This window comes from Lewinella sp., from assembly GCF_050633125.1.
In the GTDB taxonomy this organism is placed as follows: Bacteria; Bacteroidota; Bacteroidia; order Chitinophagales; family Saprospiraceae; genus Lewinella.
In genome coordinates, this window is record NZ_JBOEFX010000031.1 from 63,067 (window position 1) to 89,625 (window position 26,559).

Genomic DNA, 26,559 nt, shown 5'->3' on the forward strand with positions numbered 1-26,559 from the left:
AACACCAACTACAACATTTTTATCATTTTTTCAAACCCTATTTGATGAAAAAAGCCATCAACAGATTCGGGCGACATTGTTCCCAATCATCCATTCCATTTCAACGATCTTTTTTAGTCTTATTTTTCTTAGCAGCAACCCTTCAACTTAGTGCGCAATTGGCCACCTGGGGTTTTGAAGGAGAAACAACCACTGCCAGTAGCATGGCAACTGACGTAACTGCCAATAATGCTGCCTTTGGTTCAGGACTTGGTAGTATCAACTTCTTCACCGGCAATGGCGGTGGAGATGCCTACTCTGCTAATAACTGGACCACCAGTGGTTCTATTGACACCGATGATTACCTAGAGGTAAGCATCAGCACTGATGATTGTAACCTACTAGAAATTCGTGGCTTCGATTTTGATGAAAGACGCTCCGGCACCGGGCCTGGAAACGTTTTTGTCGAAGTTGATTTCACATTAGCCGACGGCACCACAGGGTCTTCCGGTGTAGCTTCAGGTTCAATACCTGACAACAGCAGCTGGCGTAGCCAATCCTTTGTTTTTACCTTGAATTGCACCGCAGCTACCTTCCGTATCTATGGATACAATGCAGAAGGAAGTACCGGCACTTGGCGGTTCGACAATATCGCTATCCAAGGCACAGTAGCTTTCGAGGACACACCACCTACGGTAACCTGCACCGAATTCAGCGAAACATACACTTCTATTTGCCCAAATTTCCTTGGCCCTAACACCATTACTACTCCTACTTGGATTCTAATTGGCGCTGATGGCGAAATCGGCTCTACAGCGGGTGGTACTTTCAATCAAACCATCGATTTATCCGGCTGTATAATTGATAACGATACCGACTTGGCAGACATCGAATATAGCACTATCGATTCTTACGAAGAAAACAGAGGGGACTGTAGCATCACTATCGTCAACGAATACGCCTTCCGCGATGCCTGTGGCAACGTGGCGGACGAAACCGTGTTGGTGAAATTCGTATTTGAAGACCCAGGTGTAGATCCTGACATTACTTGTCCGGCTGACGCTACGGTAGAATGCGGCATGTCTACTGATCCTGCTGATACGGGAGAAGCTACCGCCGACGACGATTGCCCCGCTAATCCTGTGGTCGCTTTTTCCGACTCCTTTATGGCAGATGGCTGCGGTTCAGGTACCGGAATCATTGCCCGAACCTGGACGGCCACCGATCAGTGTGGTGGCACTTCAAGTTGCGTACAAGAGATAGAGATCGTCGACACAACTCCACCTAATGTAAGCTGTGCAGAGTTCACGACTTTCTTTGATGGTGGGTGCTCCAGCTCTTTGTCACCGAACGTACCCTCGGGTGGCTTTGGTCCTATTCCCCTGGATGGTATGATTACCGTTGGTATCGGAATTGGTACGGGAGCAACTTACAATCTCGACCTTAACGGCTGCGTAAGTGACGGCTGTACGGATGGCTTCACCGGTATGGGAATTCGTCTGGTCAGTTCCGTTGAAGGCACCGCTGATTGTGGCCAAACACTGACCAACACCTACGACATTCAGGATGCGTGTGGCAACATTTCTCCTGACCTTGTGACCATTGTCGCCACTTTCGGTGATACGGAAGGCCCGGAGGTAAATTGTGCTGAGTTTACCGCCACCTACGACGACTGCCCCGATGGCCTGGGGCCAAATAGCCCGAACGGAGCATGGCATGACGTGCCGGACAACGGTACGTTTCTCGCCGCTTCCGGAGGCAGCTACATCGTAGTGGTAGACCTCAACGGTTGTGCCATGGATAACTGTAGCGACCTGACGGACCTGGAATACACCCTCTTCGATTCTTATTCCGAAGATGTTGAGCCAGGCTGTTCCATTACCCTCGTCAATGAATTTCAATTACGCGATGCCTGTGGCAACATCTCTGACGACTTAATTGTCACTAAAATCACGATTGAAACTTCTTCTACTACCCCTCCTGCTATTAGTTGTCCGGATGATGTAACCGTGGAATGTGGCATGTCCACCGATCCTACAGCGACTGGCGAACCAACCGCTACCACGGAGTGTGGTGATGCTATTGTTACCTTCAATGATGAGTTCGCTGCCAACTGTGGCTCTGGTACCGGCGTTATCACCCGTACCTGGACGGCGACCAATGCTTGTGGTAGCAGCTCCTCTTCCTGTGTTCAGATCATCACAATAGTAGACACCGAAGCACCTGAAGTAAATTGTGCTGAATTCACCATGACTTTCGAGGGCTGCCCAGGTCCTTTAGGCGCGAATACCCCCGACGGAAATTACTTCGCGATCGGCCCTGACGGTGGCTTTACAGCTGCTTCGGGCGGATCCTATACCATGTTTCTTGATTTGAGTTGTATTACCGATGCTTGTAGTTCTCTTGCGAATCTGGAAGTGACGCTAGCCGATTCTTACGAAGAAGATCGTACAGATTGTTCGGTGACGCTGATCAACGAATTCTTCGTGCGTGACGAATGCGGTAACGTTGCGGACGACCGTATCATTACCCGTTTCACCATCCAGAATACTTCGGGTGTGATGATCGCTTGTCCCGCTAATGCCGATCTCACTTGTGGCGATTCTACCGATCCTATGGATACGGGTATGGCTACTGCCTCCGATGCTTGCGGTGATCTAACAGTAAGCTTTAGCGATGAAATCACGATGCGGTGCAATACTGGTGCATACGTCATCATCCGTACTTGGACGGCCACGGGGTGTGGAGCACCTGCTTCTTGTGAGCAGCTTATTTTCCTGCGGGATGAAGAAGCTCCTGTTTTTGACGCAGCCTGTCAGGTTGACCTCACCTTCACTACAGAAACTGGTGATGTATGCCCTGCCGATGCGATCATTTCACTCAGCGAAGGCGACGAACTCAGCACTACTGATACCTGGACCGTAGGTGGAAACGCGGTACCATCCCTTGATGGCTGTGTGAGCGACAACTGTGCGCTAGACGAAGAGATCACCATCACGGTGGATGATATCACCATCACCGACGACGGTACCTGCAACCGCAATATTGCCGTGACCTTCATCGCTGATGATGGCTGTGGAAACGACTCCGAGCCGTTTACACTGAACTATACTTTCATCGATGATACAGCACCAGTATTCGATCTGGCTTGCCAGATTGACGCTACTTTCTTTACCGAAGATGGTAACGTCTGCCCCGCCGATGCCACCATCTCGCTGAGCGAAGGTGACGAAATCGACGTATTTACCGGCTGGACCGTGGGCGGAATTCCTATTCTTCCTCTACAAGGCTGTGTAGGTGACAACTGTACCGACGAAGGCGATCTAACCATCACCGTTGATGACATTACCGTGGTGGACGATGGCACTTGTAGCCGCGTGATCACGATTACCTTCATCGCCGACGATGGTTGTGGTAATTTCTCCGAGCCGTTCGTGTGTAACTATACCTTTATCGATAATACTGCTCCCGTTGTGAGCTTTAACGGCATCCCCGACGGTGGTACTTACACAGTGGAGTGTGACTTGCCTTCCACCACCTGGGATCCATTGATCGATATTGGCGAACTGACGATCACTGACAACTGCTCCGCTATCAACTTTGCAGGGATTACAGAAGTACTAACGCAACTGTACGACGGGCCTTGTGTAGGCAATGTCCTCACTCGTTGGCAGCAGGTATTTACCGTGCAGGATGTATGTGGTAACACTACGGTCTACACCCTCTTCACCGAGATTATTGACACTACACCGCCGGTATTCGAAAACTCGCCCGCCGATGTGACCATCGAGTGTGACGAGACTGCGCCAGTTCCAGCAATGGAAGCTTTTGACTCCTGCTCCGAAGTAATCTACAATTTCAACGAGGTACGCACCAACGGCGACTGCCCCAACAACTACACCCTGACCCGCACCTGGCTGGCTTCGGACGGTTGTGGTAACACCAGTGTAGAAACACAGATCGTAACGGTCGAAGACACCACCCCACCGGTGTTTGAGTTTGTTGACGAATACGTAAGCGGCTACACCCCAGGGCAAGATGTTTTCATCGAATGTTCTGAATACGGCAATATCTCACAGATCATTGCTAGTGCGGCTACTGCTTATGACAATTGTAGCGGTGTTACCCCAGTGGTTTACCAACTGGTTGACCTAGGTGGTTTTGATTGTGCCGAATATGGTTATTCTGGCCACTTGATCAGCACCTGGTTTACCGTTGACGAATGTGGCAATGCGGCTACAGCTACCATCAACTGGTACCTCGTAGACGAAACGGCACCGACCTTCCAAGGACTGCCCGCAGATGCTTGTGCCAGCCTGGACAACCTGCCACCAGTGGCGGATGTACAAGCTGTGGATGACTGTGAATTGGCCGTGATGACTTTCAACCAGTCGGACCCCATTGACTGCGACGGTGGCCAATACATCGAACGCACCTGGAATGCAGAAGATGCTTGTGGAAACACCGCTAGCTACACCCAGCGCATCAGTCTGAACAACAGCAACGGACCAACGATCACCATCGACTACCCAGAAATTGGCGACGTGATGGACGGTGACTTGGTGCAACTGCCTATTGATTGTGATCAGGATATTGCCTTCTCTGTGGAGGAACTGGAAGCAGCGATCAGCATAGGTAGTGGTTGTGGAAGTGGTGAATCCAGCATCGAACTCAACCTCATGGACGAGGGCGATTGTCAAGAGGATGGTTACTTTGCGCGTTACCGCTTAAGCGTGGTAGCGACCGATGCGTGTGGCAACACCGCTAGCTTGGGAATCATGATCGACTTTGTGGATATGACGCCACCTGTAGTGAGTAGCCCGAATGAACTTACCCTGAGCTGTGGCGACGACATTCCGATGATCGAAGCGACGGACGCTTGTGGAGAGATTGCCAGTATGACTTTTGTGGACAGTGCGCCTATCGAAGTGAGCTGCTCGGCGAACCCCGTCGCTTACGACCGAACCTGGACGGTAACGGATAATTGCGGTAACGCAACAACCTTTGCCCAAAGCATCATTGTACTTGACAATGAAGGCCCGGTGTTCAGCGGCGTGCCTGCTGATATGTGTAACAATACCGGCATTGACGTGGTCGTCACAGCAGTGGATGGCTGTACCGGTGATCAAGCACAGGTCTTCCTTAATGAAGTAATGAGCAGCGAAAGCGGTTGTGGCGAGGTGCTCACCCGCACATGGACAGCAACCGATGCTTGTGGTAACACAAGTACCGCCACTCAGCAAGTATTCTTTGATGACGACGTTGCGCCGACCATCGAATTCACCAGTGATCTACTCTTCGGACTGGAAAGTGGCGACGAGTTGTTCCTCAACGTAGGTGATGGCTTTGGTGATCCTAACGATCCATTGCTGTTAACTTCCGATGATGTAACCGTGACCGATAACTGTGCAACGATAATTGCCGAAGTAATTATGGAAAGCTCCATTTCCGGCGATTGTGCAGCCGACGGCTATCTAGCGCAGTACGATTACAAGTTTATTGCTACCGACCCTTGTGGAAACACCAGCTCGGCTAGCCTGACGGTCTTCTACGTGGACGGCAACGCACCGAATTTCTTCAATGTCCCTGCGGATGTAGAAGTATTCTGTGCAGCAATTCCCGCAGTAGCAAACGTAACAGCTAGCGATGATTACGACGAAGCAGTAGAAGTGATCTTTTCGGAAACGCAGATCGCTACCCCTGAAGGCGTTTTGATTACCCGCACATGGACAGCAACGGATAAATGTGGCAACACCAACTCCGTAAGTCAGGAGATACTGGTCGTAAACAATGACCTTGATGCAACCTTCAGCTTTGGTAGCGATGTGATTGAGTGTAACAGCGACAACAACCGCCTCGGTGTCACTGCGATGGGAGGAACACCTCCTTACAGTTATCAGTGGCAGCTGACCTTCCCACTGGAAGATGGCTACATTACGACCGACCCAACGCTGGCTGGCATCCTGTTTACGATGGGATACATCACGCAAACTTTCAGTGTATTAATCACTGATGCCAATGGTTGTGAGTACCTCGCTTCCGTAACCGTAGTGTGTGATTACTCTGACGACGAAGGCGACTTTACGGGCAACGGCAGCAATGGTGCTGTGAAACTCAATGTTTACCCCAACCCTGTAAATGACCTATTGCAAGTGAAAGCCAATGGGCTGGAAGACGCACCGGTAACGGTAGCACTGTACAACCTATTCGGCCAGGAGCTGTCTCGTACAGCGGTAGATAACTGGACGCAGGAAGGATTAACCATCGATACGCGCCGTTTCCCTAACGGAACTTACCTCCTACGCCTGACGGCGGACGGGCAGGAAGTGCAAACCAGGGAAGTGGTGATTTTGCATTAACGCAGGTGCGATGTGCGTCGTGCGAAGTGCGAAGTGCGTCGTGCGAAGTGCGAAGTGCTTGAGATAGTATAAAAAAGCGCCTCGGGACATAGCTGTTCCGGGGCGTTTTTTTGTACTCGCACGGGCTGAAACCCATGCTACTCGCGGAACGGGCTTCAGGCCGTTAGTCTGGTGCGTAGGCCGTGAGGCCGAAGCTCGGGGCCGGGACGGCGCAAGGACAAGTGGATGGTAACGGTATGCAATGCGCAGCACTGCATAAGAGTGAACAGCCCGGTGCCGATCCCGTCCTGACTAGAAAAGTCGGGATGGGAGACGGCATGGCCCACAATTAAATTTTTTATGTTAAAATCTTGATTACAGTTGCTTACATATAACAAAATATACTATATTCACTAATCTGTGACTTAGCTTATTCCCAAAAACACTAACCATGACACCAGCCCACACTCCTTATCGGCTATTTAGCGCCTTTCTATTAGCCCTCCCCTCTCAAAAGAATGCATATTTATATAACGTTTTCCTCCCCTGCTAGCATTTGCTTGTAACGTTTCTCTAGAAACGGGTATAAAAAGTAATTAAACACTATAACTGTTCAACCTGTAAGGTGGTAATCATTGCTATTACGCTCCTTACTACGCTTTTGTTTCCAAACATATAGACACCACATTTCTACTTAAACACACTTTCTTAATCTAAAACTTTATTATGAAAAACCTGTATGTATTAAGCCGTGCTGCTTGGTGCTTAGTTTTGATGCTCCTGATTTCAGGCTTCGTCGAAGCACAGTCTACCACGCTCTCTGGCAAAAAGCTCAACACCCGTCATGCCGAGCTCAACGAGAGCTTTGCCGTCTACGAAGTATTTGAGCTGGACATTACAAAAGTACAAGCGCTTACACAAAGTGGTAATGCTTTTGATTTCTCTTTACAACTGGGCCAGCAAGACTGGGATGTGTATCTGGAACACAACGACCTACGCGGGCCGAATTACCGGGAAGTAGCCATCACTGATGAAGGCCATGTGCTAATGCCCCCTCGCCCTAATATCACCTTTAAGGGGCGTACGGGTACAGCTGACACCCGCTTTACAATCACAGAAGACTACATGATCGCTCGCCTTGTAAAAGGCGATAACGTTTATTACTTGGAACCGCTGAGTCGTTTGATTGACGGACTGCCTAAGAATCAGTACGTTTTTTATGAAATAAATGACATCCTGACCGACCCTGCGGTAGAATGTGTACACAATGCCGGTAAGCGGTATGCCGTACCTCACCCCGATGATCCGAAAGGTACTACCGATCCGCTGAGGATGATGGCGGAATGTGTGGAAGTTGAAATGGCTACAGCTGGGGATTTTACGATGTTTACCAGGTACGGTTCCGTAATGGACGTTAATGATTTCATCCTCAACGTCACCAACCTGATGGAACCGTTGTATGACGATTTTAGCCTTAGTTTTGTGATCGTCGATCAATTTGTAGCGACGACCTTGGCTTCTGACCCTTTCGATGCTGCGGGAGATGAAGCTTTCGATATTCTCGATGCTTTCCGGCCGTGGGCAGGAATGAACTTTGTCAACCATGACCTTGGTCAACTTTGGACAGCCAAGGACATCCGGGGTTGTAACGATGATGACGACGACGACGACTCCACCAATTTCACACTGATTGGCTGTGCCGATGCTATCGGTGATGTGTGTGGCAGCAACCGATATAATGTATGTGAAGACTTTTCGAACTCTTCCAACTGTCTACGAGCCTTGAGTGCTCACGAAATTGGCCACGTATTCGATGGTGTTCACAATCAAGCAGTTAACACCACTATCATGTGGGGGAACATTGTTTGCGGTGCTACCACCTGGACAGCGAATAATATCACGCGTATTCAAAACCATATTGATTCGCGTGACTGCCTGGCAGCCTGCGACCCTTGTGACCTGGATGATGATGCTCCAGCCATCACCTGTGGCACTTTTTCCATGGAGTTTGACCGTTGCCCGACCCCATTGGGCCCAAACACCCCGAATGGCAGCTGGGTAAATGTAGGAGCAGATGGCATGTTCAACGTAGCAGCTGGTGGTAGTTCTATTTTAACGGTTAATCTTAATGGTTGTGTTACCGACATGACCTCTGATTTTGCCAATATCGACTATATGTTGGTGGACTCCTACCAAACGGGCATCTGCCCAAAATCGATCTTCAACGAATTTGTACTGCGTGATGAATGTGGTAATGTGAGCACTGACCGGATCGTTACGGAACATATTTTCTCGGAAGACGACGCCCCGATCATCACCACAAATGCCATGAACATGACCGTAGAATGTGATGGCAGCGGCAATACCGCCCAACTCAATGCCTGGCTTAACAGTCATGCCGGAGCAATAGCTGATGATTGCACAGCCATCTCTTGGTCTAACAACTTTACAGCGCTTTCTGATGGCTGTGGAGCCACTGGATCGGCTACCGTTACCTTCACTGCTACTGATGCCTGTGGAAATACAGCAATCACTATGGCTACCTTTACTATTGAGGATACGCAAGCTCCGGTGATCACGACCACTCCTGGATCGATTGACGTAGACATAGAATTTGATAATGAAGATGACGTATGTCCGGCAGATATAGCTTCTGTTTCCTGTTTCAGCTCGAACCACCCGGAGACTCCGATTTCGGTGTCATTCGTTCTCTTCGGTGGAGATGTGTTAGGAAATTTCCCTGGCCCTGCGCTAGCAGATATCGATGAGGATTGTGGTTTGGATCGGGTATTTTGTCAAATTGGAACTGTAATTGCTGACGCGTGTGGAATTTCCGTAGAGATTTTCTGGACGGCGGAGGATGCCTGTGGTAATGAATCTGATCCTTTCTTACAGCTTTTCACCTTCACGGACACGGGCGAACCGGTCTTTGATCTGGCTTGCCAGATCGATGCGGTATTCACCACCGAAGACGGTAATGTATGCCCCGCCGATGCGACCATCTCACTGAGCGAAGGCGACGAACTCACCGTATTTGACGGTTGGACGGTAGGTGGTATCCCTATTCTTCCCCTCCAGGGCTGTGTAGAAGACAATTGCGCCGACGAAGGCGATCTGACCATCACAGTGGACGACATCACTGTTGTGGACGACGGCACCTGTAGCCGCCTCATTACCGTGACGTTCATCGCCGATGATGGCTGTGGCAACTTCTCCGATCCGTTTGTGTGTAACTACCTGTTCATCGACGATACTGGCCCGGAAGTGAGTTTCAACGGTATTCCTGACATGGGTACCTCCGTCGTAGAATGTGACCTACCCTCTTCCACATGGGACCCACTGATTGAAATCGCTGATCTGACCATCACCGATAACTGTTCAGCTATTGACTTTGCAGGAATTACTGTAGAACTCACTCAGCTTTACGATGGCCCTTGTGTAGGTAATATGCTTACGCGTTGGCGGCAGGTGTTTACGGTGCAGGATGTGTGTGGCAACACGACCGTTTATACCCTCTTTACAGAAATTATCGACACGACACCGCCGGTATTTACCTCTTCTCCCGCTGATGTAACCATTGAGTGTGATGAGACGGCGCCACTCCCCGAGCTCGAAGCCTTTGACTCTTGCTCAGAAGTGGTCTATGGCTTTACCGAGGTTCGTACGGATGGTGACTGCCCTTACAACTACACCCTCACGCGCACCTGGACAGCCACCGATGGTTGTGGTAATAGTGACGATGTGGTGCAGGTGGTTACCGTAGAAGACACCACCCCACCTGTCATTGAATTTGTTGACGAATTCGTCAGCAACTACACGCCGGGGCAAGATGTCTTCATCGAATGCTCTGAATACGGCAATATTTCCTTAATCATAGCTAGTGCAGCAGCAGCTTTTGATAATTGTAGCGGTGCTGTAGCAACGTCTTATGATTTAGAAGACTTAGGCGGCTTCGACTGTAGCGAATATGGCTACTCCGGTCACTTGATAAGTACCTGGAAAGCCTTTGACGAATGTGGCAATGGGACCATCGCTACTATCAACTGGTACCTCGTGGACGAAACGGCACCTGTATTACAGGGAGTACCCGACGATATTTGTGCCAGCACGCTACCGCCTGTGCCCAACGTACAAGCTGTAGATGATTGTGAATTTGCGGTGCTAAGCTTCAACCAATCGGAGCCTATTGACTGCGAAGGCGGACAATATGTAGAACGGACCTGGACGGCTTCTGACCTTTGTGGCAACACCACTATCGCTACCCAGCGTATTACTCTCAGTGATTCCGACGGACCGGCCATTTCCTTTGACCATCCCGAAACGGGTCCTGTAACTGATGGAAGTGTGATACAGTTCCCCGTTGATTGTGACCAAGCTGACGATGTCCTTTTACTTGCGACGCTAGAGGCTGCGGTAAGTATCGAAGACGGTTGTAACGCAGGTGAATCTTCCATTGGTCTAGAGCTATTAAGCGAAGGCGACTGCCTCGGCGAAGGTTATGTCCGGCGTTACAGGCTCAGCGTGAGTGCGACCGATGCCTGTGGCAACAGTTCCTCTTTTGGGTTGTTAATCGACCTGACTGATGAAACACCACCAGTAGTGACCAGCCCTGCTGAAATCGTCCTCAATTGTGGGGAGAGCATCCCGATGTTGATGGCGACCGATGCTTGTGGCACCATCGCTAGCACGACCTTTGAGGATAGCCAATCTATCATCGCAAGCTGCCCCAATGCCCCTCAAGCTTTTGAGAGAATCTGGACCGTGACCGATGCTTGTGGTAATGCGACTACATTTGCACAAAGCATCACCATCATCGACAATGAAGGCCCTGTTTTCAGTGGCGTTCCCGCTGACGCCTGTAACGACACCACACTAGACGATCAGGTGACTGCCTTTGACGAATGTAGCGGCGCTGATGTACAAGTTTCCATGATGGAGGATATGAGCAACGAACCCGGTTGTGGACAAGTGCTCACCCGTACCTGGACAGCCACTGATGCTTGTGGGAATATGAGTACGGCTACCCAGCAAGTCTTCTTTGATGACGAGAATGATCCAGCTATTACCTTCACCCATCCATTGCTCTTTGGGCTGGAAAGTGGTGACGAACTGTTCATCTCCGTAGGAGGTGGCTTTGGCGATCCTAATAATCCGTTGATTTTCACTTCAGCGGATGTGGAAGTAAGCGACAACTGTGCTAGCAACCTGACCGCTGCAGTCTCTGTAACAAGTACTGCTTCGGACGACTGTGCAACAGATGGCTTCCTCACGGAATACCAATATGAGTTTATTGCTACGGACCCTTGTGGCAACACGGCCAAGGCCAGCCTTACGGTGTACTACATCGACAAAGGGAGCCCTGACTTCTTCAACGTACCTGCCGACGTGGAGGTCTTCTGTGATGCGGTACCTCCTGTAGCAGAAATTATCGTTAGTGACGACTACGATGAAGATGTAGAGGTTGTCTTCAGCGAAACCATGACGGCAACGCCGGAGGGTGTGCTCATTACCCGTACCTGGACTGCCACCGACGATTGTGGCAACACCAACCAAGCTCAACAGGAGATCCTAGTGGTTGACAATACGCTCAGCGCTGAGTTTGTCGTTGATGGTGACCCTGTCATCTGTAATTCTGATGACAACTTGCTAGGAGTGATTATCAGCGGAGGCACACCTCCTTACAGCTACGAATGGCAACTGACCTTCCCACTGGAGGATGGTTATATCACTTCTGACCCCAGCCACTCGCAAATTCTTTACACCATGGGCTTCATTACCCAAACGTTTACGGTAGTTGTAAAGGATGCTAATGGTTGTCTGCTTACCCAGTCGGTCACTATCGTTTGTGATTACTCTGGCGAAGAGCAATTAACGAACGGTGGCGATGGCCCAACAGCGATGAATATTTACCCGAACCCGGTCAATGAGCGCTTACGCGTAAAGGCCGATGGATTGGGCAACCAGCCCGTTGCTGTAGGCATCTACAGCCTATATGGTCAAGTGATGTTCCAGAAAGAACTGAACTACTGGCCACAGGAAGGTTACGAGATTGACACTCAAAGGTTACCAAGTGGTACTTACCTTATCAAGTTGGAAACAGAGGGCCTTGATCCTATGATTCAGCAGGTGGTGGTGCTTCACTAAGCGGAGTGCGGAGTGCGGAGTGCGGAGTGCGGAAAATACTTCCGATTTCTGACTTCCCACTTCCGACATTGGGTGCGACGTGCTTGAAATAAATTGAAAGCGCCTCGGAACATCACTGTTCCGGGGCGCTTTTTTTGTTTAGTGCGTAGGCCGGGAGGCCGAAGCCCGGGGCCGGGATTCCGATCTTCTATCGAAACAAGCGCAAGTGGATGGCAACGGTATGTGCTCAATGGCTCGGCCATGAACACATAATAGTGAACAGCCCAAGGCATGGCACACACAAATGTTACTTCTTGTACTAAAACTCCGTTGGCTCTGCCTCTGAGATCACCAAGGGTATGGCATTGCGAATATCCTTTTGATGCTCGATGGGCAAGCTTTCGTAGTGCTGCTGGTAATAACGTTGGGCGGCTTCCTCCCACAGTTCCTGGTAGGCTCCTTTGAGTTCATTGTAAACCAGCAGGTAGCTTTCAAAGCTGGTGGCCCGATCATTGATCAGGGAGAGTACTGCCTTGTTGGAGGCTTCGGCCAGTTTAGTGTTTGCTTGTGGGTTCATAATGAAAGTTTTCACCCGTTCACGAACATCCTCAAGCGCAATCTCTTCATCGCGTAGCATAAGCTGGTTATTGGCATTGATCGAGATTCGCATCAGGTTGCGCTCCTTGATGGGCACGGGTTCATACGTCATATCCCACGGCGGCAATTTTACCAAAATGCCTTTATCTGACATAATGGTGGTGGTAACTAAAAAGAAAATGAGAAGGAGGAAAGCGATGTCGGCCATGCTTCCAGCATTTACTTCCGGAGCGGCTCGTCTGGCAATGGTTCTTTTCATGACAGGTAAGATTGTGTGAATAATGTAAAATGCTTACCTGGTAGTTTATGTATACCTAAAACAGATGACGCCTTTGCTAAAAATGGTGCTTATCTTTGCGTTCGTACATAAAAAATCAGAGAAATACATGGACGCCAATTTCTTTTTCAAAGCCCTGCACGTAGTCGGTTTCGTTTCCTGGTTTGCCGGCCTTTTCTATTTGGTACGCATTTTTGTGTACCTGGTGGAAGCCGACGAGCGCGAAGAACCCGCTCGCGGTATCCTGACCGAACAGTTTCAGGCGATGGCTTGGCGCGTGTATAAAATCATTTGTAATCCGGCCATGATGATCACTTGGACAGCTGGACTTTTGATGCTGGGGCTTGATTTGGCCGGCGTGACCTCTTATGCTTACTTTTCAACGGGCACACCGGGGTGGTTGCACCTCAAGTTGCTGCTACTTGTGCTACTTACTGTCTATCATCTTTATTGCAAAAAGCTGATCATCAGAATGGAAGCCGGAGAGCGGCCGCTTTCCGCTTGGCAGTTTAGGATGTTCAACGAAGTGCCTACCCTGTTTTTGGTGAGTATCTCTTTTATTGCCGTCTATGGCAAAGTGGGGAGACTCAATTACATTTATTTACTATTAGGAGTGGCCCTTTTTGCCGGGTTGGTGTACCGAGGTGCTGTTGCTTACCGTAAACGACGTACTTTACCCCCCGAAGAATAAATGCTCTTCCCTTAGACTAAAGTATGCGGCTCATCCAGCCCCTTAAGTTCCTGTGTTTCCGTTTGGTCTTTCAAGGTAAAGACGAAACACGTTCCACCTGTGCCAACAGGTTCAAAATGGATATCGCCCTGGTGCATTTTAACTACCTTCCGGCAGATTGAAAGACCAATGCCCATGCCACTGGTTTTCTGCTTATCCAAGCGTTGGAAAGGTGAAAATATTTTTTCCTGAAACTGCTCTTCTATGCCAATGCCGTTGTCGGCGAATCTAAACAACCAATGTCCCTTCTCTTCTTTACAAGAAATTTTTATCACAGGATCTTGTGCAGACCTAAATTTTATCCCATTGGAGAGTAAGTTTTGAAAAAGCTGTATTAGACCAATCTCATTCCCGTAAATGGTTGGTAAATCATCACTGATGATCGTCACCTGATGATCGGCGATCTCTGTTTTAAGGTTAGCTTTTACCATCGTTACGACTTTATTCAAATCCGTATCAGCAAAGATGTCGATTTGGTTACTCACTTTTGCATACTCTAATAGTGCATCGATAACGCCATTCATCTGTTTGACGCCATTCACAATAAAATCTACAAACTCATTTCCTCTTTCATCGAGTAGTTCCGCATATCGCTTTTTGATTAGTTGTGAAAAACTAGCAATGGTACGCAACGGGCTTTTCAAATCGTGAGAGGCGATGTAAGAAAACTCTTCGAGTTCCTTATAAGAGCGTTCTAGCTTTTGAATATTATTGGCTAAAAGCAGGGAATTTTTTTCGATTAAGGCTTTCTGCTGAGAGAGTTGCTCATTGGCCTCTTTTATGACAAGTTGTTTTCTTTCTAAATCTGCGATGGTTGCATTAAGGATATTAACAACTATCAATTTATCTTTTTCAATACGCTTCATTTTAAACTCCTGGCGTTGAAGTTTTTTCTGAAGTTTTCTGAGTCCTATTTCTAAAATATTCCGCTCCTCTTCACTAACTGTCTTTAATGAATCAACGCTTAGTAATAACTCCTGTATCATCATTACTATTTTTCTTTTAAAATAACTAAAGCGCAAGTTTCATTATGAAACTCGCATCTCCCTGTCCCGTCATCACCAAACTCTCCATAGGATAAAAAGCCAATCATTGGTTGATTCCATAAGTCATAAATACCTTTTATTTCATCTTCCAACATAGGTCCAAAAGCACCATGCCGGCCTTTGCAGGAAAATAAAATCAAGCCCTCTGCTTCGGGCGTGCTTTTCTTTAACTCTCCAAACTCCTCAATGGTCTGATCAATGATTTCAAACCCAGGCGAATTAGAAAACTGAAATTGTTCTCCCTCCTTTACCCCTCCTGCCAGTGTTATGGATCCTTCCTTTTCATTTACAATGATTGGAGAACGCAATATTGAAGCACCTTCCCCTCTAAGAATTTGAAGTGGGTAATTGGTTTGAATAGAAATCAATGGATCACTTATCAGACGGTCTTTAGACATACCAAAATAACGAATAAAGACATCGTAGGCACGTTCTCCATTGATGGTATAAATTACGTTTCCTACAGCCTTGGTTATCGTATTCACTCCTCCAACAGGTGCCCAACCACTTCTAGCTAAACCTTTAACTATAATTTTATCGGTATCTAATACCAGTACCACTAGCCCTTGATCGGTCAAATGATGATTAGTAAACACCGTAGTACTTCTCATTTCCAAGTCATCACCGGCTAGCCCTCCATACGTTGGCAAATCTCGCCCTGCTCCTGTTCGGATCCCCCTAATGATTTGTTCAGCGTCAACGGCCAAACCACCTGACATAATAATCAGCGCTGGATTCTTGTATTCCTGCATTGCTCTTTGAGCAAGCTTTACAGAAGCCTCATAGACGGCTCCATCTAGGTAATCTTCATATAACAACTGGTAATAAGCGGTATTAATTTCAAACAAGAGCACAGAAATAGCCCCCTCGTAAAGTTCTGCATCTACAATTTCTCCGGCGGTACTACAACCAACAAGGTCAATATTCGCTCCAACAAAAACAGCTCTCACTGCCTCAATATCTTGCTGCTTAGAACAAAAGACTACCGCTAAGTTAGGTTGGAATTCAGTCTCCTGACTGGAAGCCAAAGAAGCTTTTAACTGGTCTATCGAATTACTTTGGAAAGAATAAGTTTTCACAATAGGGATAATTTAACTTGTTTTCTACCAATATTACTGGTGAACAAAGAAGAAAAACCGATTGATTTCGGCACCTAATTTACACAAGAAATTCTCTTTACTGATATCAACCTACCAGCAACTTAAATGTAACAATAAATTCTGTATGTTAATTAAAATGGCAAACAGTGCAAGCTCCCTACGAACTCAACAGTTGGAGTGTAACCCAAACTAAAACAGGGTATCAATTACTCTTTTTATGGAGCAACTGACACCCTGTTTCTTAAAAGTATCATTACCTTACTCGCTTACCGCGTCAGATACATATAGCGTTGACGATCCAATTCTCTAAAGAATGGATCTGTCAAATCTTTAATAAAGTGGATGGCCTCGCCAGTAGATTTCATCTCAGGGCCTAATTGCTTGTCTACATTAGGGAATTTATCAAAACTAAAGACAGGCACCTTAATAGCAAACCCACTAGGGCGAGCATGAATGTGATAATCCTTGAGTTTCTTCACGCCCAGCATGACCTCTGTAGCAATTTTCAGGTAAGGCACCTGGTAGGCTTTGGCAATAAAGGGGGTCGTACGTGAAGCCCGAGGATTGGCCTCGATGACGTAGACTTTTTCGTCTTTGATCGCAAACTGAATATTGATCAAACCACGGGTATTGAGTGCCTTGGCCAGCTGCTCTGTGATTTCTACCATCTTATTCACTACCTCTACCGAAAGGCTGTAAGTCGGCAATACCGCTGCCGAATCACCTGAGTGTACGCCCGCCGGCTCGATGTGCTCCATGATGCCCATAACATGAACATCATCGCCGTCGCAGATCGCATCCACTTCGGCTTCCTTCGCCCGATCCAAGAAGTGATCTACCAACACCCTATTGTCGGGCATGTGCTTAAAGATATGCAGCACGTGACGCTCCAACTCCTCATCGTTGATCACAATACGCATATCCTGGCCACCAAGGACATAGCTCGGGCGTACCAGCACCGGATAGCCTACTTCGTTGGCCACCGTCAGCGCCTGATCGGCATCATCAGCTACACCATAGTCAGGATAAGGGATCTCTAATTCTTTTAGAAGATCAGAAAAGGCTCCGCGATCTTCGGCCAAGTCCATACTCGTATAGTCGGTACCAATGATCTTGATGCCTCTACGGTGCAGGGTCTCTGCCAGCTTCAGGGCCGTTTGCCCGCCCAACTGGACGATGACGCCTTCTGGTTCTTCCAGTTCAATAATTTCCTCCAGGTGCTCCCAGTAAACGGGCTCAAAGTAAAGTTTGTCCGCGACATCAAAATCGGTAGACACGGTCTCCGGGTTACAGTTCACCATAATGGCTTCGTAACCTGCTTCTTTGATCGCCATCAGGCCGTGTACACAGCAATAGTCAAACTCGATCCCTTGCCCGATCCGATTGGGGCCGGAACCTAGTACAATGATTTTCTTTTTATCGCTGGGGATACTCTCGTTTTCTCCATCGAACGTACTGTAGAAGTAAGGCGTCTGGGCTTCAAATTCGGCAGCACAAGTGTCTACCATTTTGTAGGTACGACGTACGCCAAGCGTTTTGCGGTGCCGTGTCACCTGTTCCTCTCCTACCCGTAGCACCCAAGCGATCTGAGCATCAGAGTAGCCTACGACCTTCAGTTCACGCATGAAGCTCTCGGGAATATCCTCTGCTACATTAAAGCGCATCAAGCGTTCTTCCATCTCCACCAATCGCTTGATCTGCTGAAGAAACCATGGGTCAATTTTGGTGAGTTTATGGATGGTTTTGCTTGGCACTCCTAGGCGCATGGCATCTTTAAGGCGAAAAATCCTATCGTCACTTACTTTTTCTAAGCGCGTAAGGATATCTTCGGTTCTAATCCATTCTTTCTTATCAGCCCCTAGGCCTGCACGTCCTTGTTCCAGGCTTTGGCAGGCTTTCTGTAAAGCTTCCAGGAAGTTTCGGCCAATAGCCATCACCTCCCCTACGGACTTCATCTGTAAGCCCAACTCATGATCTGCTCCGGGGAACTTGGCAAAGTTCCAGCGTGGCATCTTCACGATGACATAATCAAGCGTAGGCTCAAAATAAGCAGAGGTGGTTTTGGTAATCTGGTTTTTTAATTCATCCAGTGTATAACCAAGCGCTAACTTAGCCGCAATTTTTGCAATCGGATATCCGGTAGCTTTACTCGCCAATGCGGAAGAGCGACTCACCCGTGGGTTGATTTCGATTACAATCAGCTCCTCCGTTTCAGGATTTTGCGAAAATTGGATATTACACCCTCCTGCAAAGTTACCCAGAGAACGCATCGCCTGAATAGACTGGTCACGCATTTCCTGGTAAGCTGTATCTGAAAGTGTCATCGCTGGTGCTACCGTGATAGAATCACCGGTATGAATACCCATTGGGTCCAGGTTTTCTACCGTGCAAATGATCACTACATTGTCTGCAGCATCACGTAAAAGCTCCAACTCAAACTCTTTCCACCCCAAAACGGCTTTTTCTACCAACACTTCGTGCGTAGGGCTCATGTTCAAGCCGTGGCGCAACTTGGCATCAAACTCATCTGCGGTATGTACAAAACCACCACCGGTACCGCCCAAGGTATAGGAAGGGCGAATCACCAAGGGGTAACCAATCTTCTGAGCAGCTTCTTTGCCTTCCAGAAAAGAGTTGGCAATAAAAGAGGGAGCAACTCCTAAACCAATATCAATCATGTGTTGTCGGAAGGCCTCTCGGTTTTCGGCCAGCTCAATGGCTTCCAGGTCAACGCCAATTAATTTAACGTTGTATTTCTCCCACAATCCTACTTTTCCTGCTTCAATCGCAAGATTAAGGGCTGTCTGACCGCCCATTGTTGGCAGGACAGCATCAATCTGGCGTTCCCGCAAAATATGCTCGAGGCTTTCTACCGTGAGCGGCAACAAATGGATATGATCCGCCGTCACCGGATCAGTCATGATCGTTGCGGGGTTGCTGTTGATCAAGGTTACTTCGATACCTTCTTCCCGCAGCGAACGCGAAGCTTGGGTACCAGAATAATCAAACTCGCAAGCTTGACCAATAATAATAGGACCACTCCCAATGATGAGAACGGAACGAATTGACTGATCTTTTGGCATGGTTTTGCAATTTTGCGGCGTTTGCTATCCTAAAAATTAAGGAAAGTGCTGGATAGCAAAACATAGGTTCGGCACAAATTGCGGGCAAAGATAGGCACTGTTGCTTTAATAGTAATACTGTTATGCAAAATATCTCCAAAATAATCTTGTATATTGGTCTTTGCCAAAAGAAATCAAAGAATCTTAAGAAACAGCACGAAAACAAATGGCAATTTTGTTTTTCATAATATGTTGAATAAACGGTTCACTTAGGAACAGCACGAAAATAAAAAGCGATTTTGTTTTTTACAATAGTTGAATAAGCACTTCATTTAAAGCGTTTTAACTATTTATAAAACTTGAAAAACCTCGAAGAAGCAGCGAAGCTAAATCGCTTTTTATTTTCTGCATAATACCTAAAGTGTGTAATTCTCTGAAAAACCCAAAAAAATTGCCACTTGTTTTCTGCGCAATATGCAAGTACATGAAAGTCAAATTTTGCGGTGCCGCTCAGGAAGTTACAGGAAGCGCTCATCTACTCACCCTCGAAGACGGTTATACCATCTTACTGGATTGTGGCCTCTATCAGGGCAACGACAAAGAGATGAAGGATTTTAATGAATCTTTCCTTTTTGACCCCGCCAAAATCGACTGCCTTGTTCTTTCTCACGCCCATATCGACCACACGGGCCGGGTCCCTAAACTGGTAAAAGATGGATTTCGAGGCAGCATTTTCGCCACCCATGCCACGCGTAGCCTCTGTTCTATTATGCTACTGGACAGTGCTATGATCCAGGAGCGAGATGCACAATACTACAACAAACGCAACCCTAAAGACAAAAAAGAGCCGCTGTATACCTCTAAGGATGTACACGAAACCATGAAGCTCTTTACTGGCTGCCCTTACGACAAATGGATCAATATTCGTGATAATGTCCAGGTACAATACCGCGATGCCGGCCATATCCTTGGTAGTGCCAATGTGACCTTACGTATCCACGAAAGCAATCGGACCATTCACTTTGGCTTCACCGGAGACATTGGCCGCCCAGATCGCCCCATCCTGCGCGATCCACAAAAGATGCCTGCTGTTGACTACATGATCTGCGAGTCTACTTACGGTGATCGTATCCACGATGAAAAACCTCAAGAAATAGAAAGATTTCTGCGTATCATCCACGAAGCCTGCATCGGACGCAAAGGCAAACTGCTTATTCCGGCCTTCAGTATAGGCCGCACTCAGGAGATCGTCTACATCCTAGACCAACTAGAGACCCAAGGGCGACTGCCCAGGATTCCCGTTTTTGTAGACAGCCCACTTGCGGTAAATGCCACCACGATCTTTGGCGCTCATCCCGAATGCTACGATGAAGACCTGGAGAGATATCTCCTCATCGACGACAACCCTTTCGGTTTCAACAACTTGCAATACATCAAAAAGGTCGAAGCTTCCAAGGCACTCAATAGTATGGAAGAGCCTTGTATTATCATCAGCGCCTCCGGTATGATGAATGCGGGTCGCTCCAAACACCACCTTTTTAATACCATCGAAGACCCGCGCAACACCCTACTGCTAGTAGGCTATGCTTCGCCACAAACCCCTGGTGGGAAAATTCGCAATGGGGCTACTGGCCTCAAACTCTTCGGCCAATACAAGAAAGTACGCGCTCATGTAGAGCAGATGGATTCCTTCAGTGCTCACGCCGATCGCAATGAGATTCGCGAATTCCTCCGCGGCCAAGAACAGCATACCAAAAAAGTATTCCTTGTTCACGGTACCATCGACAGGCAGGAAAGCTTGGCAGGATTGCTGAACGATGTGGGTTTCCAGGATGTTCAGATACCTGAATTGGGACAAGAATATGATTTGTAGGGTGTAAAAGTGTAAGGGGGTAAACGTTCGCACCCCGCACTTAGCACTCCGCACCAAAAATCGGAAGTCGGAAGTCGGAAGTTTTTTCGCACCCCGCACCCCGCACCCCGCACCTAAAAAGGTGTAAAGGCTGAAAAAGTGTTAGAGTGTATGCCGAAGGCATGGCCATGCCAAACGTCCGCACCTCGCACCCCGCACCCCGCACCTCGCACCTAATCCTAATCCTATTTCTACAGTAAAATCACAAGTCTGAAATCTAAAAACGCCCACCACCAAGAAGATAAAAACCACGCCACCCTACGGTGGGAAAACGGCCAATGGCGTAGCCTCCCCGACGATGCCATCACCCCCGAGTGGCCATTAAGCATTGGCATCTACGATCCTCAGCAAGACGAAGCCGTTGACCTGGCAATTACCATGCGCACGCCTGGTGCCGACGAAGCACTCATTTATGGCTATCTGTTTACGGAAGGTATCATTCATCGGGCCAGCGACATCGCAACGGTCAAACTCATCAGCCCTACCGAGGCACTCGTGACACTACAGCCTGAGGTAGATTTTCGCCCCGACAACTATCACCGCTTTGGCTATACCAATTCCAGCTGTGGCCTGTGTGGAAAAACCGATTTAGAACAACTCCAGCGCACTTTCTTTCATTTTCCAATTCCAGGTAAACCTACCGTATCCCCCGCCATCCTCACACAACTGCCCGATTTGTTGGCACAGCAGCAAGAGGTCTTTGGCCACACAGGAGGCATACACGCTGCGGCTTTGTTCAACACAGCTGGCAAGTTACTGGCCTTGCAGGAAGACGTTGGGCGACACAATGCCCTCGACAAGCTTATCGGCAGTAGCTTGCAACAAGCCCAATTTCCCTGGCGCGACAAGCTCGTCTTGCTCAGCGGTCGCATCAGTTTCGAACTCGTTCAGAAAGCCGCCAGCGCAGGCACGCCACTACTTGCGGCCATCGGCGCTCCCTCCTCTCTGGCCATACAATTGGCGGAGGAAAACGGCATCACCCTCATTGGCTTCCTTCGTCAAGACCGGCTGAATGTATATACTTACCCGGAAAGGATTGTGGGCGAAATGTAAGGAGAGTACCCCCAAATAGTGTGTCTCGCGCAAAGACTTTTTACAGCTGGTAATCCGTCAGATACATTTCGATGACTTTAATTAGACACAGTTGGGTGGACATTCCTAACCATCCCAATGCATTGCGCCTAACAGCTAGGCCTTATGTATTACATTACATTTTTAAATCTATAGCGTCCCTCCTTCGGGCCAGTTCCTCCAGTTAGTATTTGTGCTCTCTGATAATTTGCTTAACCTATTGAAATCATCATTCACAAAAGCATGAGCTATCTTAATGAAGGTCTCAGTTTTACTTGGCAGTTCATCTTCTACTAAATCGGGATGCCACCACTCCTCTAACCTAATTTTTTCATTTAGATCTCTATGCGTTATTTGTAGTAGTTTTTCTGTTGAAAGAAATGGCTTTTCAACAATTTGAGGCCAAATCAGTCTGAGATAATCTTGAATTCCAATATAATCACCGTCTATCGAGATTTCAGCTTTTAAATACTGTTCTTTTTGATGTACTAATTCATATTCAATTCCATCAATCAAAACACTCTTGGCATGAGGATTTAAATAAAATTGATATTCTTCATCAAATGCTTTTTGACCATTGATATCATCCGTAAAGTAGAAGAAATTTTCGTTTTGCAGCCCAGGCCTACAGCCTGGAAAATTTCCATATATGTGTACAGCATTGTTGATTCCATCATGGCCTCCCCCTCTAGTACTGAATCCAATTACTTCAATCGTAATTCCCCAATAATTCTTCGAGCTAAATAATGTCATTCTTGAGTCAATGAGATAAACATATCCATTATCTAGCATCGGGAACGTAAACTCTCCTGCACAAGAATCAAGTTGCTGTAATATCTTTTTGACTTCTCTCCGTTTCTTGATCCACTCAATCATAATTCATGAAAAACTTATCTGTTTCAGGGCACAACATCTTCTTTCAATCTTATATTTCACCCAAGAGCTGTATGTAGTTTTTAATATCGTCGCAACCCTTTGCCACATCACATCATTTATTCTTCCTCAAAAAGTCCGGCAACTGCCTCAGCGCAGCCAGTTCTCTGTAAGCATCACGCGCTTCCTGTGCAGGTACCCCAAAGTAAAGCTTCCCGCCTTCCAGGTCTTTGCTCACGCCAGCTTTCGCCGAAACTATCGTCTTATCGCCAATGGTTACATTCTGGGCTATCCCTGCCTGCCCATAAATCACTACTTCGTTGCCAATAGTACAATTGCCCGCTATTCCTACCTGTGCAGCAAACAAGCACCTCTTTCCTACCTTGGTATCATGCCCAATCTGCACCTGACAGTCAAGCTTGCTGCCAGCGCCTATGATGGTATCGCTCGAAACGCCCTTATTGATCGTACAATTGGCGCCAATATCCACCCCGTCTTCCAGCACAACCCGCCCGCCAGAGCGCCATTTATGAAACCCTGCCGCTGTCTTCTTGAAGTAAAAAGCATCGCTCCCTATCACCGCGCCAGCCTGCACAATTACCTCATCGCCCAGTACAGAATGATCACCGATGTAGGCATTCGCATGAATGTAACAATTCTTACCTATCACAGCCTGCTCTCCTACCATCGCCCCTGGTTCTATCGTCGTACCTTCCCCTATCAGGGCACTGCTTGCAATATTTCGCTGTAGCGGCTGCAACGGTCGGTAGCGCCAAACCAAGTCATTATAAGTCGTAAATGGGTCATCTACCACCAGCAAAACCTTTCCGGCAGGCACCTCCGCAGCTTTATTGATCAAGATAATCGTCGCCGCCGACCCCAGCGCTTTGGCGTAGTATTTCTCTACATCCACAAAGGTGATATCCCCTTCTTCTACGTGGTGTACTTCGTTTATGCCTGTCGCCAGCAAATCTGAATCTCCCAACAATTCAGCACCTATCTGCTCTGCTAGTTCACTTACTGGCAAGGGTAATGGAAATTTCATAGAATATTTATCTTAGTATTGCGCAGAAAATAAAATGCGATTTATTTTCGTGCTGTTCCTTATTGTCCTTCATCTACTGCAATAATACCTTCCACCTGCTGGATTTTGGCATTCGAAAAATTCTGGTCAGCCCGAAAGCCGTGGCCATAAATAATTTCTCGGGCAGTGGTTATTTTCGCAAATTTCTTGGTAAACACCTCTTCATCCTTCTCTCGCCAAATCAGCTCTTCTGTCTCCAGCTTCTGGTTCTCCACGCTTTCCCACACCACACTATCACGCACAATCACTTCTCCACGACGGTCGTAGCGTATGGCATATTTAGCCACCATGGTGCTGGTGATCGTCTCTTCTGGCCCAAAAAACTCTACCAACACGCCTTCCACAAATTCCTGATAAGGCTCCGTACGATCCAGGTTATTCAACATCACCGGGCCCGTAATCCGTACCTTCACCTGCGCCGAATCACTGTACAGTATCTCCACTTCTTCTACCCGCTCCACCTTTACATCCAGGCGTGCTTTCAAGGCTTCTACCTCTGCCAGGTCATTCTCACAACCCAATATACCTATCCCCAACAATGTTACTAAAACCAGCAGTCTTCTCATCTTCTCTTTCTGTTTTTTGGGCGCTCCCCCTGCGGGGTCAGGCTGTCCACAGCTCACTTTGTTCGGCCCCGGCTGCACCGGGTCTCCCCTGCGGGGCCTGTTACCATCCTTAGCGCAAGCGAGGTTTGAAAGTAAGTTGCAAAATCAAGCTCTCCCAAAACCTCGCAGTAAAAGGTACTTGGTACTTCGTACTTGGATCAGGCGAAACCCGCTGGTCAGGAGACCAGCAACATATTACATCTTAGTCCGGAGACTAAGATGAGCCTTCGTACTTGTTAATTGGGTCGGCTAAAACCCAATGGGCTACCAAGTACCTTCTACTAAGTACCCAGTACCTAATACGGGTGAGGATCACCCTAAAGCACCATCTCCGGCACTTCGCCTTCAATAATCAAGCGCCCTTCTGTGGCGGCTTGTATTTCTTCTACCGACACACCCGGTGCCCGTTCAATCAGCTTGAAACCATTCGGTGTCACATCCAATACGGCCAGGTTGGTCACTATTTTCTTCACACATTGCACGCCTGTCAGTGGTAGCGTACATTGGCGCAGCAGCTTCGATGCTCCTTTCCGATTGGTATGCATCATCGCTACGATGATGTTCTCGGCCGATGCCACCAAATCCATCGCACCACCCATGCCTTTTACCATCTTGCCGGGTATTTTCCAGTTGGCAATGTCGCCATTATCGGCAACCTCCATTGCGCCCAGCACCGTCAGCTGAATGTGCTGCCCGCGAATCATTGCAAAACTGGTAGCAGAATCAAAAATAGCTGCTCCGGGCATAGCCGTTATCGTTTGCTTACCCGCGTTGATCATATCCGCATCTTCCTCTCCTTCATAAGGAAAAGGGCCCATACCCATAATCCCGTTCTCTGATTGAAAAACGACATTCAGGCCTTCTGGCACGTAGTTCGCAATCAAGGTCGGTATACCGATCCCCAGATTCACGTACCAGCCATCTTGTAATTCTTGTGCAATCCGTTTCGCAATTCCTGTTTTATCTAACATCGATTTCTTTTTTATATCGCTGGTCTCCCGACCAGCGTAAAACCCTCTGTGTCTATGTGGTAAAAAACATCACCCCTATCCTCGGCTACGCACCGTCCTTTGCTCAATCCGTTTTTCGTATTTCTCTCCTTGAAAAATACGCTGTACAAATACCCCTGGGGTATGCACAAAGTTGGGATCAAGCTCTCCGGGCTCTACCAGCTCTTCGACCTCCGCAATCGTGATCTTACCAGCCATCGCCATCACTGGATTAAAGTTTCGTGCCGTGCCTTTGTAGATCAGGTTACCAAAGCGGTCTCCTTTCCAGGCTTTCACTATCGCAAACTCTGCCGTCAGGGCATCTTCCAAAATGTGAGGTTTACCATTAAAGTAGCGGACTTCTTTGCCTATGGCCACTTCCGTGCCATAACCAGCCGGCGTAAAAAAGGCAGGTACTCCAGCACCGCCAGCTTGGCAGCGAGCGGCCAGCGAACCTTGAGGGATAAGGTCCACCTCTAGTTCTCCACTGAGCATCTGGCGCTCAAACTCATCATTCTCTCCTACATAAGAAGAAATCATCTTTCGGATTTGCTTCTTCTGCAATAGTAGGCCCAATCCAAAATCATCCACACCAGCATTGTTAGATATACAAGTCAGGTCAGAAACCCCTGCTTCCACCAGCGCAGCAATGCAATTTTCTGGTATTCCACACAAGCCAAAGCCCCCCAGCATGATCGTCATCCCATTGGATATTCCGCTGATAGCTGCTTGTGCATTCGCAACAACTTTATTCATTTATTTTGGTATTATTT

At 47.9% G+C, this 26,559-nt stretch carries 14 protein-coding genes; 5 read left to right on the forward strand and 9 right to left on the reverse strand.

Going from position 1 to position 26,559, the window contains the following annotated elements:
• The first annotated feature begins 44 nt into the window (after window positions 1-44).
• Both ACRBG0_RS08830 and ACRBG0_RS08835 read left to right on the forward strand, forming a co-directional pair.
• Window positions 45-6,338, forward strand: coding sequence for a T9SS type A sorting domain-containing protein (locus ACRBG0_RS08830; protein WP_431486535.1), 6,294 nt, complete (start codon window positions 45-47; stop codon window positions 6,336-6,338).
• 705 nt (window positions 6,339-7,043) lie between these two features.
• The gene (locus ACRBG0_RS08835; protein ID WP_431486536.1) at window positions 7,044-12,461 is read left to right on the forward strand and encodes a zinc-dependent metalloprotease; all 5,418 of its coding nucleotides are present in this window, start codon (window positions 7,044-7,046) and stop codon (window positions 12,459-12,461) included.
• Between the two features lie 298 nt (window positions 12,462-12,759).
• Here ACRBG0_RS08835 and ACRBG0_RS08840 read toward each other — a convergent pair whose 3' ends face one another.
• Entirely contained in the window at window positions 12,760-13,296 is a 537-nt protein-coding gene (locus tag ACRBG0_RS08840; protein ID WP_431486537.1) for an ExbD/TolR family protein, read from the reverse strand.
• Between the two features lie 127 nt (window positions 13,297-13,423).
• On the opposite strand from ACRBG0_RS08840, the gene ACRBG0_RS08845 reads away from it, so the two are divergent.
• Entirely contained in the window at window positions 13,424-14,005 is a 582-nt protein-coding gene (locus ACRBG0_RS08845) for a CopD family protein (RefSeq protein WP_431486538.1), read from the forward strand.
• Window positions 14,006-14,016: 11 nt separating this feature from the next.
• On the opposite strand, the gene ACRBG0_RS08850 is transcribed toward ACRBG0_RS08845, so the two are convergent.
• The 3 genes from ACRBG0_RS08850 to carB all read right to left on the reverse strand — a co-directional run bounded on the left by ACRBG0_RS08850 (window position 14,017) and on the right by carB (window position 19,273).
• A complete protein-coding gene (locus tag ACRBG0_RS08850) occupies window positions 14,017-15,033 on the reverse strand; it encodes a sensor histidine kinase (RefSeq protein ID WP_431486539.1) in 1,017 nt (338 codons plus the stop codon).
• Window positions 15,034-15,035: 2 nt separating this feature from the next.
• Complete coding sequence (locus ACRBG0_RS08855) at window positions 15,036-16,169, reverse strand: FIST signal transduction protein (protein ID WP_431486540.1); 1,134 nt, start codon at window positions 16,167-16,169, stop codon at window positions 15,036-15,038.
• A gap of 287 nt (window positions 16,170-16,456) precedes the next feature.
• The gene (carB, locus tag ACRBG0_RS08860; protein ID WP_431486541.1) at window positions 16,457-19,273 is read right to left on the reverse strand and encodes a carbamoyl-phosphate synthase large subunit; all 2,817 of its coding nucleotides are present in this window, start codon (window positions 19,271-19,273) and stop codon (window positions 16,457-16,459) included.
• A 463-nt stretch (window positions 19,274-19,736) separates the two neighbouring features.
• Here carB and ACRBG0_RS08865 point away from each other — a divergent pair, with 463 nt between their 5' ends.
• Together ACRBG0_RS08865 and fdhD are read left to right on the forward strand one after the other, a co-directional pair.
• A complete protein-coding gene (locus tag ACRBG0_RS08865) occupies window positions 19,737-21,125 on the forward strand; it encodes an MBL fold metallo-hydrolase RNA specificity domain-containing protein (protein WP_431486542.1) in 1,389 nt (462 codons plus the stop codon).
• Window positions 21,126-21,374: 249 nt separating this feature from the next.
• Complete coding sequence (fdhD, locus tag ACRBG0_RS08870) at window positions 21,375-22,217, forward strand: formate dehydrogenase accessory sulfurtransferase FdhD (protein WP_431486556.1); 843 nt, start codon at window positions 21,375-21,377, stop codon at window positions 22,215-22,217.
• Window positions 22,218-22,385: 168 nt separating this feature from the next.
• On the opposite strand, the gene ACRBG0_RS08875 is transcribed toward fdhD, so the two are convergent.
• From ACRBG0_RS08875 to ACRBG0_RS08895, 5 genes are all read right to left on the reverse strand, one after another.
• Entirely contained in the window at window positions 22,386-23,111 is a 726-nt protein-coding gene (locus tag ACRBG0_RS08875) for a DUF7003 family protein (protein ID WP_431486543.1), read from the reverse strand.
• 112 nt (window positions 23,112-23,223) lie between these two features.
• On the reverse strand, window positions 23,224-24,153 hold the full coding sequence (locus tag ACRBG0_RS08880) for a UDP-3-O-(3-hydroxymyristoyl)glucosamine N-acyltransferase (protein WP_431486544.1): 930 nt from the start codon (window positions 24,151-24,153) through the stop codon (window positions 23,224-23,226).
• Between the two features lie 59 nt (window positions 24,154-24,212).
• A complete protein-coding gene (lptC, locus tag ACRBG0_RS08885; protein WP_431486545.1) occupies window positions 24,213-24,758 on the reverse strand; it encodes an LPS export ABC transporter periplasmic protein LptC in 546 nt (181 codons plus the stop codon).
• Window positions 24,759-25,114: 356 nt separating this feature from the next.
• Entirely contained in the window at window positions 25,115-25,768 is a 654-nt protein-coding gene (locus tag ACRBG0_RS08890) for a CoA transferase subunit B (protein ID WP_431486546.1), read from the reverse strand.
• A gap of 75 nt (window positions 25,769-25,843) precedes the next feature.
• On the reverse strand, window positions 25,844-26,542 hold the full coding sequence (locus tag ACRBG0_RS08895; RefSeq protein ID WP_431486547.1) for a CoA transferase subunit A: 699 nt from the start codon (window positions 26,540-26,542) through the stop codon (window positions 25,844-25,846).
• Between the last annotated feature and the right edge of the window lie 17 nt (window positions 26,543-26,559).